The 13,547-nt window shown below is 43.8% G+C and carries 12 protein-coding genes and 2 pseudogenes; 11 read left to right on the top strand and 3 right to left on the bottom strand.

What is annotated here, in order from left to right:
* Window positions 1-56 precede the first annotated feature (56 nt).
* The 3 genes from MHB80_RS23155 to MHB80_RS23145 form a co-directional block, all read right to left on the bottom strand.
* The gene (locus MHB80_RS23155; RefSeq protein ID WP_341279193.1) at window positions 57-1,337 is read right to left on the bottom strand and encodes a glycoside hydrolase family 27 protein; all 1,281 of its coding nucleotides are present in this window, start codon (window positions 1,335-1,337) and stop codon (window positions 57-59) included.
* A gap of 108 nt (window positions 1,338-1,445) precedes the next feature.
* Window positions 1,446-2,327, bottom strand: coding sequence for an AraC family transcriptional regulator (locus MHB80_RS23150; RefSeq protein ID WP_341279192.1), 882 nt, complete (start codon window positions 2,325-2,327; stop codon window positions 1,446-1,448).
* Window positions 2,328-2,416: 89 nt separating this feature from the next.
* Window positions 2,417-3,358 carry an AraC family transcriptional regulator gene (locus tag MHB80_RS23145; RefSeq protein ID WP_341279191.1) on the bottom strand — a complete coding sequence of 314 codons (942 nt, stop codon included), beginning with the start codon at window positions 3,356-3,358 and terminating at the stop codon, window positions 2,417-2,419.
* A 231-nt stretch (window positions 3,359-3,589) separates the two neighbouring features.
* Here MHB80_RS23145 and MHB80_RS23140 point away from each other — a divergent pair, with 231 nt between their 5' ends.
* The 11 genes and pseudogenes from MHB80_RS23140 to MHB80_RS23090 all read left to right on the top strand — a co-directional run bounded on the left by MHB80_RS23140 (window position 3,590) and on the right by MHB80_RS23090 (window position 13,546).
* The gene (locus MHB80_RS23140) at window positions 3,590-4,609 is read left to right on the top strand and encodes a glycoside hydrolase family 88 protein (protein WP_341279190.1); all 1,020 of its coding nucleotides are present in this window, start codon (window positions 3,590-3,592) and stop codon (window positions 4,607-4,609) included.
* 12 nt (window positions 4,610-4,621) lie between these two features.
* Window positions 4,622-6,787, top strand: a complete 2,166-nt coding sequence (gene gnpA, locus MHB80_RS23135) for a 1,3-beta-galactosyl-N-acetylhexosamine phosphorylase (protein WP_341279189.1) — start codon at window positions 4,622-4,624, stop codon at window positions 6,785-6,787.
* A 279-nt stretch (window positions 6,788-7,066) separates the two neighbouring features.
* Window positions 7,067-7,273: pseudogene (locus tag MHB80_RS23130) on the top strand (CPCC family cysteine-rich protein); the annotation flags it as partial.
* 63 nt (window positions 7,274-7,336) lie between these two features.
* Window positions 7,337-7,894, top strand: a complete 558-nt coding sequence (locus tag MHB80_RS23125) for a DUF4279 domain-containing protein (protein ID WP_341283057.1) — start codon at window positions 7,337-7,339, stop codon at window positions 7,892-7,894.
* A 41-nt stretch (window positions 7,895-7,935) separates the two neighbouring features.
* Window positions 7,936-8,810: pseudogene (locus MHB80_RS23120) on the top strand (class I SAM-dependent methyltransferase).
* A gap of 167 nt (window positions 8,811-8,977) precedes the next feature.
* Window positions 8,978-9,409, top strand: coding sequence for a hypothetical protein (locus MHB80_RS23115; RefSeq protein ID WP_341279188.1), 432 nt, complete (start codon window positions 8,978-8,980; stop codon window positions 9,407-9,409).
* A 228-nt stretch (window positions 9,410-9,637) separates the two neighbouring features.
* Window positions 9,638-9,991, top strand: a complete 354-nt coding sequence (locus MHB80_RS23110; protein ID WP_341279187.1) for a pentapeptide repeat-containing protein — start codon at window positions 9,638-9,640, stop codon at window positions 9,989-9,991.
* Window positions 9,992-10,009: 18 nt separating this feature from the next.
* Window positions 10,010-10,414 carry a hypothetical protein gene (locus tag MHB80_RS23105; protein ID WP_341279186.1) on the top strand — a complete coding sequence of 135 codons (405 nt, stop codon included), beginning with the start codon at window positions 10,010-10,012 and terminating at the stop codon, window positions 10,412-10,414.
* 44 nt (window positions 10,415-10,458) lie between these two features.
* Window positions 10,459-10,938, top strand: coding sequence for a hypothetical protein (locus tag MHB80_RS23100; protein ID WP_341279185.1), 480 nt, complete (start codon window positions 10,459-10,461; stop codon window positions 10,936-10,938).
* Window positions 10,939-11,342: 404 nt separating this feature from the next.
* On the top strand, window positions 11,343-12,209 hold the full coding sequence (locus MHB80_RS23095) for an AraC family transcriptional regulator (protein ID WP_341283056.1): 867 nt from the start codon (window positions 11,343-11,345) through the stop codon (window positions 12,207-12,209).
* A 35-nt stretch (window positions 12,210-12,244) separates the two neighbouring features.
* Window positions 12,245-13,546 (top strand): sugar ABC transporter substrate-binding protein, encoded by a 1,302-nt coding sequence (locus MHB80_RS23090; protein WP_341279184.1) that lies wholly within the window; start codon window positions 12,245-12,247, stop codon window positions 13,544-13,546.
* The last annotated feature ends 1 nt before the right edge of the window (window position 13,547 follow it).

Raw genomic sequence — 13,547 nt, 5'->3', positions numbered from 1 at the left:
AAATAAAAAGAGATCCAGCTTATGACAGCGGATCTCTTATTGTTGTTGTTGAACGTTTAGACGAATCGATAGAGGCGTACGCCGTGCGGCTGTATCGTGTCCTGCAGCGAGCCCGCTTGTAACTCAGCGGGCTCTCCGCTCCACAACTCAGTGCCTTCGGCAGCGGCCGCTAGGCCGATTTGCTCAATGGCCAGATTCAGTGGCAGCGGGTTATCACCAACGTTGAAAACGGCAGCATAGCGGGCGCCATCGGTGTGTTCGGCTGTCCAGACGATGAGATCTCCCTGGCAGAGGGCTTCCTTGGCGCCATAGCTCTCCCGGTGCATGCGCAGAACCTCGCGGTTGGTAAGCAGCGATAGCGTCCAGTCGTCGTTGTCACGCAATTCACCGCCGAAGATCAGTGGCGAGCGGAAAATGCTCCAGAGCGACATCATCGTCAGCTGCTCATCACGCGTGAATCTGGTCCAGCGGTCTGCCCCGCCGCCATCCACCGAGCGGATGCCGATGTGCCCGAGGGGCAGCATATCGCAGTCTGGCCAACAGCCAGCCTCCGGGACGCCCTGCCATTTCCGGCAGCGGTCGAACATATCCAGCAGCAGCGGCCACAGATCCCAGAAGTCGTCCGTAACCCGCCACATGTTGGCATGCTCGGTGAAGAACTCCGCGTATTCTACCGGAGCAGGTCCAGGAGAAAGGCTCAGCACCATAGGCCGGCCGCAGCGCTCAATTGCCTTGGAGATTAGAGCTATCTCCGGCTGGTGGGTGTCATATAGTCTGGAAGCAGCGATGTCGTCTACCTTTATGAGGTCGACACCCCACTCTGCGTACATTTGAAAGAGAGAGTCGTAGTAGGCCTGAGCCCCTTCCTTCGACGCATCTATGCCGTACATATCCGTATTCCATGGACAGATGGAGTTCGTATGCGCAATATCGCGTGCTGTCGCAGCTGTGCCTAAGATAGGGGTAGCGGCGTGAGCGGCCTGCCGCGGAATACCGCGCATAATATGAATGCCGAATTGCAGCCCAAGACTATGGACATAATCGGCTAAAGGCTTGAAGCCCTGTCCGCCCGCTGCGGAAGGAAAACGGTTCTCGGCAGGCATTAGCCGAGAATGCTCATCCATCACCAGCGGAACGAATGGACGGTATTGTGAAGAATTTGCAGAGGGCTCGTACCATTGAATATCGACGGTAATGTAGCTCCAGCCGAAGTCTTTGAGATGTTCTGCCATATATTCGGCATTGCCGCGGATTTCGTCTTCTGTTACGGCCGCGCCGTAGCAATCCCAGCTGTTCCAGCCAAGCGGCGGAGTTGGTGCTATAAGCTTATGATTCATGGTAAAGCTCCTTTACTAATTAATTATTGCTCTTCCTAGATTCATCATAATAAAGGAGATTAGCGATATCTATAGTAATCTTGCGAGCATAATAGCACTATATTGCGGTTAGTCGAAAAACAGCCTTTGGTAGCTCAGGCTTTCGCTTCCGCTCCGGAATTCTCCCGGAGTAAGCCCGGTCAGGCTGCGGAACGCCTTAATGAAATAGCTCCCGCTGGAGTAGCCAATCCGTTCGGCTATAGCCTCAATGCTCAGGCTGGTTCCCCGCAGCAGCTCCATCGCCTTCTCCGTGCGCACGCGGGTCAAATAAGCGCCAGGAGTCAGGCCCGTACTAGCCGAGAAGCGGCGAATCAGATGATATTTGGACAGGGAGACATGCTCGGAAAGCTGATCCATACTGACCATCCGGGAATAGTTGTGCTCTATAAATTCGGCTGCGAGCCGTATGTTCATTGACCAGTTGTCCCTGTCTCGCAGCGTCGTTACCTGCATTCTGGCGAGCTCTGTCACGAATTGATAGACGCAGGACGAAGCAATCAGCGGATCTGTGATTCTTCCTGCTCCCGCATCAGCCACAATCATCCGCGACAGCCGGACTGGCGCACAGTCTGCGGGCAAATGGGGGACTTCCCCCGCAGCACGCAAAAACTTACGCCAGTGGGGCAAAATCAAGTTGGGCCGGAACAGCAAAAACAGGAACCGCCATGGTTCTTTTGCATCCGGATGGTAGTAATAACGGTGCGGTCCGGGAATTTCAGCGAGAAAAGCTTGCCTCGCAGTAACCCGGTAAGTCCGGTTTTCCGACTCAAACACGCCTTCACCGGAGATGGTGTATTGGAACAACAGAAGAGGACCATCATTCCGCTCCAGGCCGTCCCAGCAGTAAGCGGGATCAGTGATAGCGTCATATCCGGCCGCATATAATACGCACAACTGCAGCTCCTTATCTTCAGCAAACCGGAAGCCGTAGGTGCCTCTGGGAATATTCATAAATGTCCTCCTTGTCGTGAAAATTCTGCTTGTCTGCCAGCGGTCCATCGATTATTAACACATGCCGCCTTGCCCCTGCTGCCTCCACCTCAAACCCACCCCGTAAACTCCAATATCGACGCCTTTGCCGATTGTGCTTCGGATTTAGCTCCCTTGCGCCATTCTTTTGGGGATACTCCCATAAGCTTAGAGAAACCGCGATTGAAGCTGGAAATGGAATGAAAGCCGACCTGCTCGGAGATGGAGAGGATGGAAGCATCCGAGCTTTTCAACTGCTTGCAGGCTTCCTCGATCCGGGTGCTGTTCAGAAAATCAAGAGGGGCGCTGCCCATAATTTCATGAAATTTTCTGCGGAAATGGGTGGTGCTTAAGTGGCATAGCTCAGCCAAAAAAACGATGGTAATAGGGGTCATAAAGTTTGTTGTCATATATTCCAGAGCTGGAGAGATGATAAAATCGCTCTTCAGACTATGCTCCGCTTCTTGTTCAGCCAGCAATTCATTCGTGGAATGAATTCGAATGAGCTCTATGTAGAGGGAGAGCAATAGCCCATAGGCACTTTCCTGATAATAGGGCTTCTGCTGCTTCAATTCCTCTACAATGGACGTAGCAAGGGAATAAACCTTGGGATACTGCTCCTTGTTTAAAATACAGTTCTTTCCCTGCATCCTCCACAGGTTTGGTTCGAAGCTGCTGTAAGCGCTTTTAAAGGAATGCTGAAATAGATCCTCAGGTGAAAAAAAGAGATAGGACCATAGACTGGCTGTATGAGGCGAGCTATACGTGGTGTGGGGAAGATATCTAGGAAGGAAGGTCACATCGCCTGCCTTGAAAGGGACCGTTTCTCCTTTAATCTCCATCATGCCGCTATCCGAATAGCAAATACCGATTTCCAAATGGTTGTGGAAATGAAGATGCTCGCTTTTGATATCCGAAATCCGCCAGCGATCCCCGCTTAACAGCAAGACCGGGAAGCTGATAGGCAAGCTGTAGTGGCGGTATTCAATGATGGGCTTCTTTTTTCTAGGCATATTCCACACTCCCATTCCCATGACGTTAATTTGAGTTGATTATAGGTGAAAGTCCTGCCGAATTCAATGAGCGAACAAGAATAAATGATTGAAATTGCACATTTTTTCTGTGAATATGCTTAGATTTATACTATTTTACTGCTTACAATAGAGATTATAAAGCGTTTACAATCAGTCAGATGGCTCTCAGGCGCCTTTGGGAGACATGTGCGAAGGAGAGGGGTATTTATAATGCTTCAAATTACGTATGACAGGGAAGAGATCTTAAGCGTTATCGACAAAGTTACGAGAAAAACACTAGCCATGGATTTAACATGGGACTGGCCTTGCGGAGTAGCCTATTATGGTGTATCCAGAGCTTACCAGGCAACAGGAAATAAACAGTATCTGGATGCCCTTATTGGTTGGGCGGATGAATATATTGAGCTGGGCCTGCCGAGCTGGACGGTCAACACCTGTGCGATGGGTCATGTGCTGATTACGTTGTATGAAGAAACGGGCAATCAGAAATATTGGGATATTGTGATGAGCAAGGTGGATTATCTCCAAAATAGTGCACTGAGATTCGGAGACAATGTGCTGCAGCATACCGTATCCGTTTCTAACGATTTTCCCGAGCAGGCTTGGGCGGACACGCTGTTTATGGCGGCATTTTTCCTGCTGCGGGTTGGAAGCAAGCTGCAAGACCAGGCTATGATTCAGGATGCCCTGAATCAATATTACTGGCATATTAAATATCTGCAAAACCCTAGCACGGGGCTCTGGTACCATGGCTACAATAATGTGAAGCAGGACCACATGTCCGGGTTTTACTGGGCGAGAGCGAATGCATGGGGCGCTTATACCATGTCGCAGGTTAAACCGCTTTTGAAGGAATGGTATTTATATCCACCGTGTATGGATGTGGAATGCTCGCTGCGGGATCAGTTGGCCGCACTGAAGCTTGTGCAGACGGAGAACGGCTTGTGGCGGACCTTGCTCGATGACGCAGAATCCTATGAGGAGGTATCTGCATCCTGTGGAATTGCGGCGGCGATGATCAATAACGGAAATCCGCTGCATACCAAATATGTACAGAAAGCCCTCAATGGCATCATGGATAACATTAGCGAGGATGGACGGGTATTGGCTGTATCTGGCGGAACGGCAGTCATGAAGGATCGGGAAGGGTACCGCAACATCCCCAAAGATTGGACACAGGGCTGGGGACAAGGCTTAGCACTCGCTTTTCTATCCGATATGCTCAAATAGGAGGGAATCCATTTGTCGAAAAAAACGACGGGGGCCTTTACCCTGCCGGGTGAGGCTGGTTATGAGGCACTGACTCTGGAATTAGCAGAGCGCTGGGGCGCCGATGTCATTCGTGACAGTGACGGCACAAAGTTGTCCGATGAGATTATTAACGCAGGGTACGGTATCTATTCGACGATCTGTATCGTAAGAGACCATAATGAGTGGGCGTCGCAAAATCTGGATAAGCTGCAGCAGTGTTTTTTAATTACGAATCCGAAGGTAGCGGTGCAGGATTATTTATCCGTTTATTTGATGGAGGACTTCTTCGCTGAGCAGTTCAGAGTAAATGATTCCAAAGAAGCGTTTAAGTATTGGCAAATTGTTGACCGGACGATCGGAGAAGAGGTTCCAAGAGAGCAGTGGAATTATGACCGCGAATCGGGGAATGTGGTCCTTACCGGCATTGTGCCTTGGCATAAATACACAGTCAGCTTCATGGCCTACCGGATCTGGGAAGAGATATCCATGTACAATCACACCACGAATAACTGGAACAAAGAGCATTTGATGCAGATTGATCCGATGTATTCGGAAACACAAGCGTATATGCTGGATTGGATGGAAAACTGGTGCGCCCAGCATAAGGAAACGACGGTCGTCCGGTTCACCTCCTTATTTTATAATTTCGCCTGGATCTGGGGCAGCAGTGAGCGCAATCGCCATCTGTTCTCGGATTGGGGCTCCTATGATTTCACGGTGAGCGCAAAAGCGCTTGATCTGTTCGCCAAGAAGTACGGCTATTCGCTGACGGCCGAGGATTTTGTAAATGGCGGTAAATATCGCGTCAGTCATATTCCGGCGGAGCAGCGCAAGCTAGACTGGATGGCTTTTATTAATGATTTTGTCATCGGCTTCAGCAAACAGCTGATTGACATTGTGCATAAGCATGGCAAGCTGGCATACGTTTTCTATGATGATAGCTGGGTAGGCATGGAGCCTTATAATGACCGCTTTCAGGAGTTTGGCTTCGACGGGATGATCAAATGCGTATTTTCGGGTTATGAAGCACGGATGTGTTCCGGGATAAAAGTGGACACGCATGAAATCCGGCTGCATCCTTATTTGTTCCCGGTCGGCTTAGGCGGACTGCCTACCTTCATGGAGGGCGGCGACCCTACGCTGGATGCCAAAAAGTACTGGATTAATATCCGCCGGGCTCTGCTAAGAGAGCCGATCGATCGAATTGGCTTGGGCGGCTACCTGCATCTGGTAGAGCCTTACCCGGATTTCTGCGATTATATCGAGAAGATTGCCAATGAATTCAGGGAGATCAAAGAGCTGCATCAGCAAGGCAAGCCGTATCAGATCAAGACGAAGGTTGCTATTCTGCACAGCTGGGGCAAGCTGAGATCGTGGACGCTGTCTGGCCATTTTCATGAGACGTATATGCATGATTTGATTCATATTAATGAGGCGCTATCTGGCTTGCCGGTTGAGGTCGGATTCATCGATTTTGAGGATATTCGTCAGGGACAGCTGCAAAACTATGATGTGGTAATCAATGCAGGCTCGGCCGGTTCAGCCTGGAGCGGCGGACATCACTGGAACGACAGCAGATGCGTGGACATGCTGACCAAATGGGTGTATGAGGGTGGTACGTTTATCGGGGTTAACCAGCCCTCGGCGGTTGAAGGATATGACAGCTTTTTCAGAATGGCCCATATTCTCGGTCTGGATGAGGATACCGGCGCCCGAGTCGTTCATGGCAGGTGGACTTATGAAGCCCGTGACGAGCACGGCCTGGTGCCTGTTGGGGCAAGCATTACCACTAAAAAGGGCATTTATCTTACCGACGGGTCAGCGGTGGTAGCGCATGAAACGGACGGACAGATTAGCCTGTCTACGCATGCTTTTGGCAAAGGCAAGGGAATCTACCTTCCTTCGTTCGAATTCAGCTTAGAGAATACCCGCTTGCTGCTGAACCTGATCCGCTATGCTGGCAATGAGCTGCATGAAACGAAGTACATGACAGATAACTTATATACGGAGTGCGCTTATTATCCGGAAAGTAAAATACTCGTTGTAATTAACAACAGCGATCAGCCTCAAAGCACGACAATTGATACGGAATATGGTCAGCAGACGTTTGAGCTAGCTCCGTATGATACGATGATCAGGACGATTATCGGTTCATAAAATAAGCTATAATTGAAGCTAAGACGTTGTCAAAGGCTATATAATATAGAAAGCCGTCCTTTAATGGGCGGCTTTTGGCATACCCCCTAAAGGCAGAGCCAGCTTAAATTTAAACTCGAAAAGCTGCGTAATCATATCGCTGAACATAAGGGGCCTACTCGATTGCTTTTGCTAGGGAAATCATAACGAAAACTTCTGAGGAACTTTACAATGCGAAAGAGCCTTAAACTTTTAAATTTGGTATACTGAATTTTCAAAATATAAAATAGGGAGGTCAGTATGAAGTATGCTTGTCCTTGCTGTGGATATAAAACATTAGATGAAGCACCACCAGGTACTTATGATATCTGTGAAATATGTTTTTGGGAGGATGATGGTATCCAGTTTTATGATCCTAATTTTACAGGTGGAGCAAATGTAGCTTCATTAAGAGAAGCGAAAGCAAATTTTATTTTAATCGAGGCAATAAAGAATTCTGCACTTAAGGAAATAGAAGAGCAATCCTTCGAGCTAACGAAACAATTTTTATCCGTAAATAAGCTAGTCTATATGAATAATAAACCTGAAATAGTAGATGTAATAATAAAGGATGAAAAGCAAGTTGCTGAAGTTTATTTTTCTATTGTTGAGGAGAAATACTATTTCGTGGTTTATTTAGATATTTTACCTCAAGTAAAAATTAGATTTGTAGGTATGAGTGCGGGAAGCCGTGTATATTTAACTGTTTCCTCTAACATAACTAGTTTAAAGAAGCTACTTGAGGGAATTAATTTAATACCCTTGAAAACATGGCAAAAAGGAACTCAAATTTCAAAAAGAATTCAAAATAGATGCTATGAGGATAGTGGGTTTACAATTGAATACGAAGATAAGAAAACGGGTGAGGTTGAAGATAAAATAGCAAATCTAGTAAGCAGTTTAGAAACATCGGATCTAAGCCACATCGTTGAATCAGAGGAAATTCATAAAGTAGTTCAGGTCGTTTATTACGGCTACAAAGAGCAAATGTGGGGAATCCATCTAAATCCATTCATCCTTGAAAAAGTAGCAAAGCTAAAGGCTTCAATAGATATAGATTTATATGCAAGTGGACCTGATTTGGAGTGAGCAGAAGAGTCAGACGATATAATAGAGGGGAGCTCATGCTCATGTCAGAATATTTTTGGGACAATCAAATTGAATATTTAAGAAATACTCGATGGCTGTATTACAACGATGACTATTTGCAATTTTAGTGCAGAGCGTATGGAAAGTAACTAGCCCTGTGAATATTATTGACTATGGTTGTGGGTTTGGATATTTGGGGCTTAAGCTTCTACCTTTGTTGCCTGAAGGCTCAACCTATACGGGCATTGACAAAGGGCAAGATTTGATAAATAAAGCTAAAAAAATTTTTTCGAATCTAACCTATGAAACTGAATTTATGACGTGTGATATTGAAGAAATTGAAATGAAACGGAAATATGATATAGCTATGAGCCATGCTTTCTTGTTACATATGAATGATGCTAAAAAAATACTTCAGAAGATGATCGACAGCGTATCTGATGGAGGGAAAATCATATGCTTTGAACCTCATTGGATTGGAAATATGGCAAACTATCGCCTTGATGGAATTGAACAAAGTAAAGTCATTCAATTAGGTTTGCTACAAAAATTATATGAGGAGGACACTAAACGTGAGGGAAAGGACGGCAACATTGGGATGCTTTTACCGATTCTAATGAGTCAGTTAGGTCTGAAAAATGTGGAATGCAGAGTCAGTGATAAGGTTAACTTTTTGGATCAGAACATGAACAGTGACAGAAAGACTAAGCTCTTTGACTCCTTAAAGGAAGAGGGGCTGGGTCAAGAGCCTGGTGATGTAAAGGAGATAATAGAAAATCTATTGTCTAGAGGATTAAGCGATAGAGAAGCAAAAGTGCAATATAATGCTGAATTGACATTTTCCAAAGCGTTTAGTGATCAATCCTGGTTAACATACGCACCAAATATGAAGATTTCTTTCGGTACTCGAAAATAAGGAGGGACTACCCATGCATATGGAAGTAGACTCCATCATTCATATAGCTTAGCTGAATGGAAGGCAAACAAGCCTTGATGTTGTAAGTAATTTGAAGAAGATGGCGACATTTTGTAAAATCATAAACGATTACGTTCGTACAATAATCACGTTAAAGGAAGAGCACAATGAAGCTATTTAAATTACATGAATTAGAAGCTTTAAATTACATTGAACTATTTCCAGGGCAATACACTGGTGGTGGTTATATGAAAATAGAGTCAATATACTTAACGGATGATGCTTTCAGTTTTATAGCTCCAGCAGTAAAGAGGGGCTTCGAACAATATGAACCGTTTAACTTTTTTGTTTTAGACAAAAGCTGCTGGATATTGATTATGAATGAAGTTGAAAAGCTAAATGAATATTTAATTACCGATCAAGATGATAAGTTAGATGAATACATTTCAATCTTTTATAAAGAAAGAAAGCTAAGAGATTGTAAATTAGCAGAGTATAGAACGATTAGGCAAGAGATAGTTTCATTACTTAAAGATTTTCATGAATGGATCGCATCTCAGCTTGAAGATGTTAAATTTATTACTTTAATAGGGATTTAATCAGTACTAGCTAGAGAGGGATTATATGAAAAATTCCGTGGTATAACTACTGGTTATGCAACTTGACTGGAAAGGAATAACGGATGAAAATATAGGGCATAGAAGAAGTCATCTTCAATATTACCTAACTATTTTAGACCGAACATGAAGCTTCTTATTAATTTTTATATTTATAAAATAGGACTTGGAAACCCACTGAAGTAAGTCAGGAAGGTGTTGACTGTTTAAATGGAACTGACGATCGATCAATTTAAAGAATTACTTGAAGCCGGTGAAAAGACTTTTTCAGGGATAGAGGTAGAAGAAGGCAGTCTTCAAAACTACAATTTGAGTGGATGCACATTTGTAAAATGTTTTTTTGCCCTTGATTTTTCAAAAACAAATTTAAAAGACAGCAAATTTATAAATTCGAATCTGAAGACCTGCAATTTTACGGAAGCGGATTTGACAGATTCGGAGTGGATAGGAAATATGTTATGTTCGGCTGTGTTTAATGGGGCAAAGAGAGATAACATGCATTTCGTTGGAAATTACTATCATTCCGTGATTCTTGAAATTAAAGATTTAGAAAAAATGATATAGGCTAAATTCGAGGTGATAATGATGGATAGGGAAGATATTTTATTAGAACGATTTGGATTAGAACCGGAGCTAAAGTATTTACAAGAAATTAGGTCGTTGCTAATCGAAGAAACGAATTCTTCCAATACAGAAGAACATGAGTATTTAAAAACGCTCTGTATCTTGCTATTTACCTTCGGATATCCCGATGACACTCTCCTTATCTGGAATGCTAAGAGGAAAGATTTTGATGCAGGCTGCTATATTGATGGAGACTTGCTAATGGGTGCAGGACTGAATGAGACTATTCATTTTTTGCAAAAATTAAATACACCAAAAGCTAAAGAGATACTAGAATACATAAAGCCCTATAAAACAAATTATGATTACATGACGAGAGAACAGGTCATTGATTTTTACAATAAGTATTACAGGCTAACATAAAAGTAAGATGTGTTTGTTGGTAAACCTAAGGAGTAGGTAAGAACATGGAGAAAAGCATGAAGACTATAAGGCAAGTATGTGGATACCATTATATTGGATTAGTTATCGGATACCTTAGTAAACAAGACATCATAAAATGGGTAGATACTGTGATTGAGGATATGGAAGATTTTCCGTATGAATTAATTGACGTCTCATTATCCAATAATAAATCGCTTAAAGAAACCATCTTCATGTTAAAAAAAGCCTGTAGTGAGAATACAATTATTGAACCGCTATATAAAATAATAGGTGAATTAGTAACTGAACTTGAAGATCGGCGGATAACAAACGATGATTTTTTTAGATATATGAATAGTATCTTTGATCAAGGAAGTGCTTTAATAATTGATGATAAGTTATTGAACACATTGGATCGATTGGTTGAAGGATATTACTTGGCGACACAAGGAATCTATGGAAATATAGAAACTCTTCGAGAAGAAGCACTAGATGAATTGAAACCGTTTAAAAACGATCATTAATAATGACGGAATACTTGACCCTCATATTTAAACGTAGACGGAACAAGCAGCGTATCATTGAACCCTTTCTTTATAGACGGCATGATCAGCCTCCAGGCTGTACATGCCGTCTTCTTTTTATTTATGAAGCTAAGCCTACATGTAGGAATTGCGACTAACGTAGCGTTCAAGTCTGGGAAGCAGGTCTGCCGGGCTTCACTATTTAACCAGTGTCTGGAAGGCCCACGAAGATTTATGATCTTGTGAGATCAGTTATTATCATTTTCAACAATTTTGATCAACAACACAGCAATATAGTACTGATTTTATTTGAATACCTATGTTACAATTCATTATAAAGCGCTATCATTTTTAAATGTTGATCAATATTGCTGATTCTATTCATAGAAGGGAGATCATCATTGGTGCTATCCATCCACACCCCAACGAATGTTGCTCTGGAGGAAAATGAAGTTTATGTGCGCTCAGAAGCGGATAATTTTCAGGATGAATGGCCTATTCATACTCATGACGGTTATGAAATTCATTATTTTATACAGGGGGATGCCACATTCTTAATCGGTGATCGCATTTACAAGCCTTCGCCCGGTGACATGTTTGTATTTAGGGGGGCGGTGCCGCACCGGATTAATCCTTCAAGAGAAGTCGTATACAAACGAAGCTTCGTCAATTTTACAGAAGTATTGCTTTTGGACATGCTAAGTATCAGCCAACTCGACAATCTGATTTCTATTTTTCGACAGCCTAATGGATTGTTGGTGCATTGGTCCTTGGAGGAGCGTGAACAAATAAAAGGCATATTTAAAGGAATTAAGGAGGAGATGGAAGCCAATAATACAGGGTATAAAATGATGGTCAAGATGAGTCTGACTCAATTGCTGCTACGCATCTACCGAAAAATGAAAATGGAGCAGTCGGAAAATGAGCTTTCATCTCCTTCCCAGAAGCAAACAAGTGTAAGCCGTGTTCTTAACTATTTGAACCAAAATTACACGGAGAATGTTTCTTTGGATGACCTATCCAAGATGCTCCATTTGAATAAGTATTACATTTGTCATTCCTTTAAAGAGACAACGGGCTACACCATAAGCAATTACGTCATTAGGAAACGGGTGGCTGAAGCCAAAAAGCTGCTGTTGTCTACGAATGAGCCGATTTTGTCCATATCAGAAACACTGGGCTTCAACACACCAGAATATTTTAGTAGAGCTTTTAAACAATATGTAGGTGCATCGCCACAGCAATTCCGTAAAAATAAAGTGCTTAGCTAAGCGAAACCATTACACCATTTAAAGGAGATGTTTGTATGAAACGTAGAACGAACCTCAAGCTCAGTCTTAGCCTAGTTTTAATCATGACGCTCATTATGCTAACTGCTTGCGGCAATGCCGGTACTAACACTGGCAATACTGGCAAAACGGATAGCAGCGGCGGTGCTGAGAAGGCTACTCTAGATTTCTTATGGTTCTCAGATGGGAATGAAGGTGAAGTCATCAAGGGAATCATTAAAGATTACGAGCAGTCTAATGCCAATGTCAAAATCAATCTGATTGAAGTCGGCTTTAAGGATCTCCAAACCAAATTGAAAACGATGATTTCTGGCGGTAAGCCGCCTGCTCTGAGCCGTATCACGGATACAGGATCATTCGCTAATCAGGCAGTGGATCTTACTCCTTACGTTGACAGTGCAGAGCAATTCGAGGGTCAATTTATCGATTCGCTGAAGCCGTATTACGTGATTAATGACAAGCTGGTCGCAGCCCCTATGGATGTAACAGCGAATGGACTGATTTATAACAAAACCTTGTTTGATAAAGCGGGCGTCAAAGTGCCGACTTCACCAGATGATGTGTGGACGTGGGATGAGTATACGGCTGCCCTGAAAGAGGTTATGGCGAAAGGCGGAGCAAGATACGGTATGGTTTGGGATGTCACGCCGCACAGATGGTCTACCCTTCTGTATCAGAACGGTGGAAGCATCTTAACGGAAGACGGCAAAGCAGCAGCGATTAACAGCGAAGCTGGTATTCGCACTATGGATATGTTCAAGCAGCTTCATAAAGATGGAATTATGCCTGAATCCGTATGGCTTGGCGGCGAGAATCCTAATAATCTATTCCGTTCAGGCACGGTAGCTGCTCACTGGGCAGGTAACTGGATGATCAGCAACTACAAGGACATCACTGATTTTGAATGGGGAGTTACCTATATGCCGAAAGGAACACAACGTTCCTCGGTACCAGGTGGAAAATTCCTTATGGCTTTCAAAGATAGCGGCAATGAGAAAGAGGCTGCGGAATTTATTAAATATTTAACGTCCAAAGAAGTGAACTCTAAATATAATCAAGAGTCACTGTTCATGAGTCCGCGTCAGGACAGCGCCGTGCTGGATTATTCATTTGGCAAGGAAATGTATCAGGTTTTCTCGGATGAGCTGAAAAATACTTCGCCGCTTGCAGCAAATGACTGGTCCAGACAGACCATCATTTCTAAAATTTCGACTGATTTGAAAAATAATATTATTGAAGTTCTATCGGATAAGGCGACCTCTAAGGAAGCAATGGACAAGACAGCCAAGCTGATTAACGAGGCTATTGCAAACCAATAGG

Origin of the sequence: Paenibacillus sp. FSL H8-0537 (genome assembly GCF_038051995.1) — a bacterium.
Taxonomy (GTDB): Bacteria; Bacillota; Bacilli; order Paenibacillales; family Paenibacillaceae; genus Pristimantibacillus.
Note: the sequence above shows the minus strand (reverse complement) of the source record. Positions and strands in the feature narration are given on the sequence as shown.

What these genes read in the sequence shown, in the direction of transcription:
- MHB80_RS23155 (WP_341279193.1), bottom strand. Translation starts at nt 1,337, where the DNA reads ATGAATCATAAGCTTATAGCACCAACTCCGCCGCTTGGCTGGAACAGC.
- MHB80_RS23150 (WP_341279192.1), bottom strand. Translation starts at nt 2,327, where the DNA reads ATGAATATTCCCAGAGGCACCTACGGCTTCCGGTTTGCTGAAGATAAG.
- MHB80_RS23145 (WP_341279191.1), bottom strand. Translation starts at nt 3,358, where the DNA reads ATGCCTAGAAAAAAGAAGCCCATCATTGAATACCGCCACTACAGCTTG.
- MHB80_RS23140 (WP_341279190.1), top strand. Translation starts at nt 3,590, where the DNA reads ATGCTTCAAATTACGTATGACAGGGAAGAGATCTTAAGCGTTATCGAC.
- MHB80_RS23125 (WP_341283057.1), top strand. Translation starts at nt 7,337, where the DNA reads ATGAATAATAAACCTGAAATAGTAGATGTAATAATAAAGGATGAAAAG.
- MHB80_RS23115 (WP_341279188.1), top strand. Translation starts at nt 8,978, where the DNA reads ATGAAGCTATTTAAATTACATGAATTAGAAGCTTTAAATTACATTGAA.
- MHB80_RS23110 (WP_341279187.1), top strand. Translation starts at nt 9,638, where the DNA reads ATGGAACTGACGATCGATCAATTTAAAGAATTACTTGAAGCCGGTGAA.
- MHB80_RS23105 (WP_341279186.1), top strand. Translation starts at nt 10,010, where the DNA reads ATGATGGATAGGGAAGATATTTTATTAGAACGATTTGGATTAGAACCG.
- MHB80_RS23100 (WP_341279185.1), top strand. Translation starts at nt 10,459, where the DNA reads ATGGAGAAAAGCATGAAGACTATAAGGCAAGTATGTGGATACCATTAT.
- MHB80_RS23090 (WP_341279184.1), top strand. Translation starts at nt 12,245, where the DNA reads ATGAAACGTAGAACGAACCTCAAGCTCAGTCTTAGCCTAGTTTTAATC.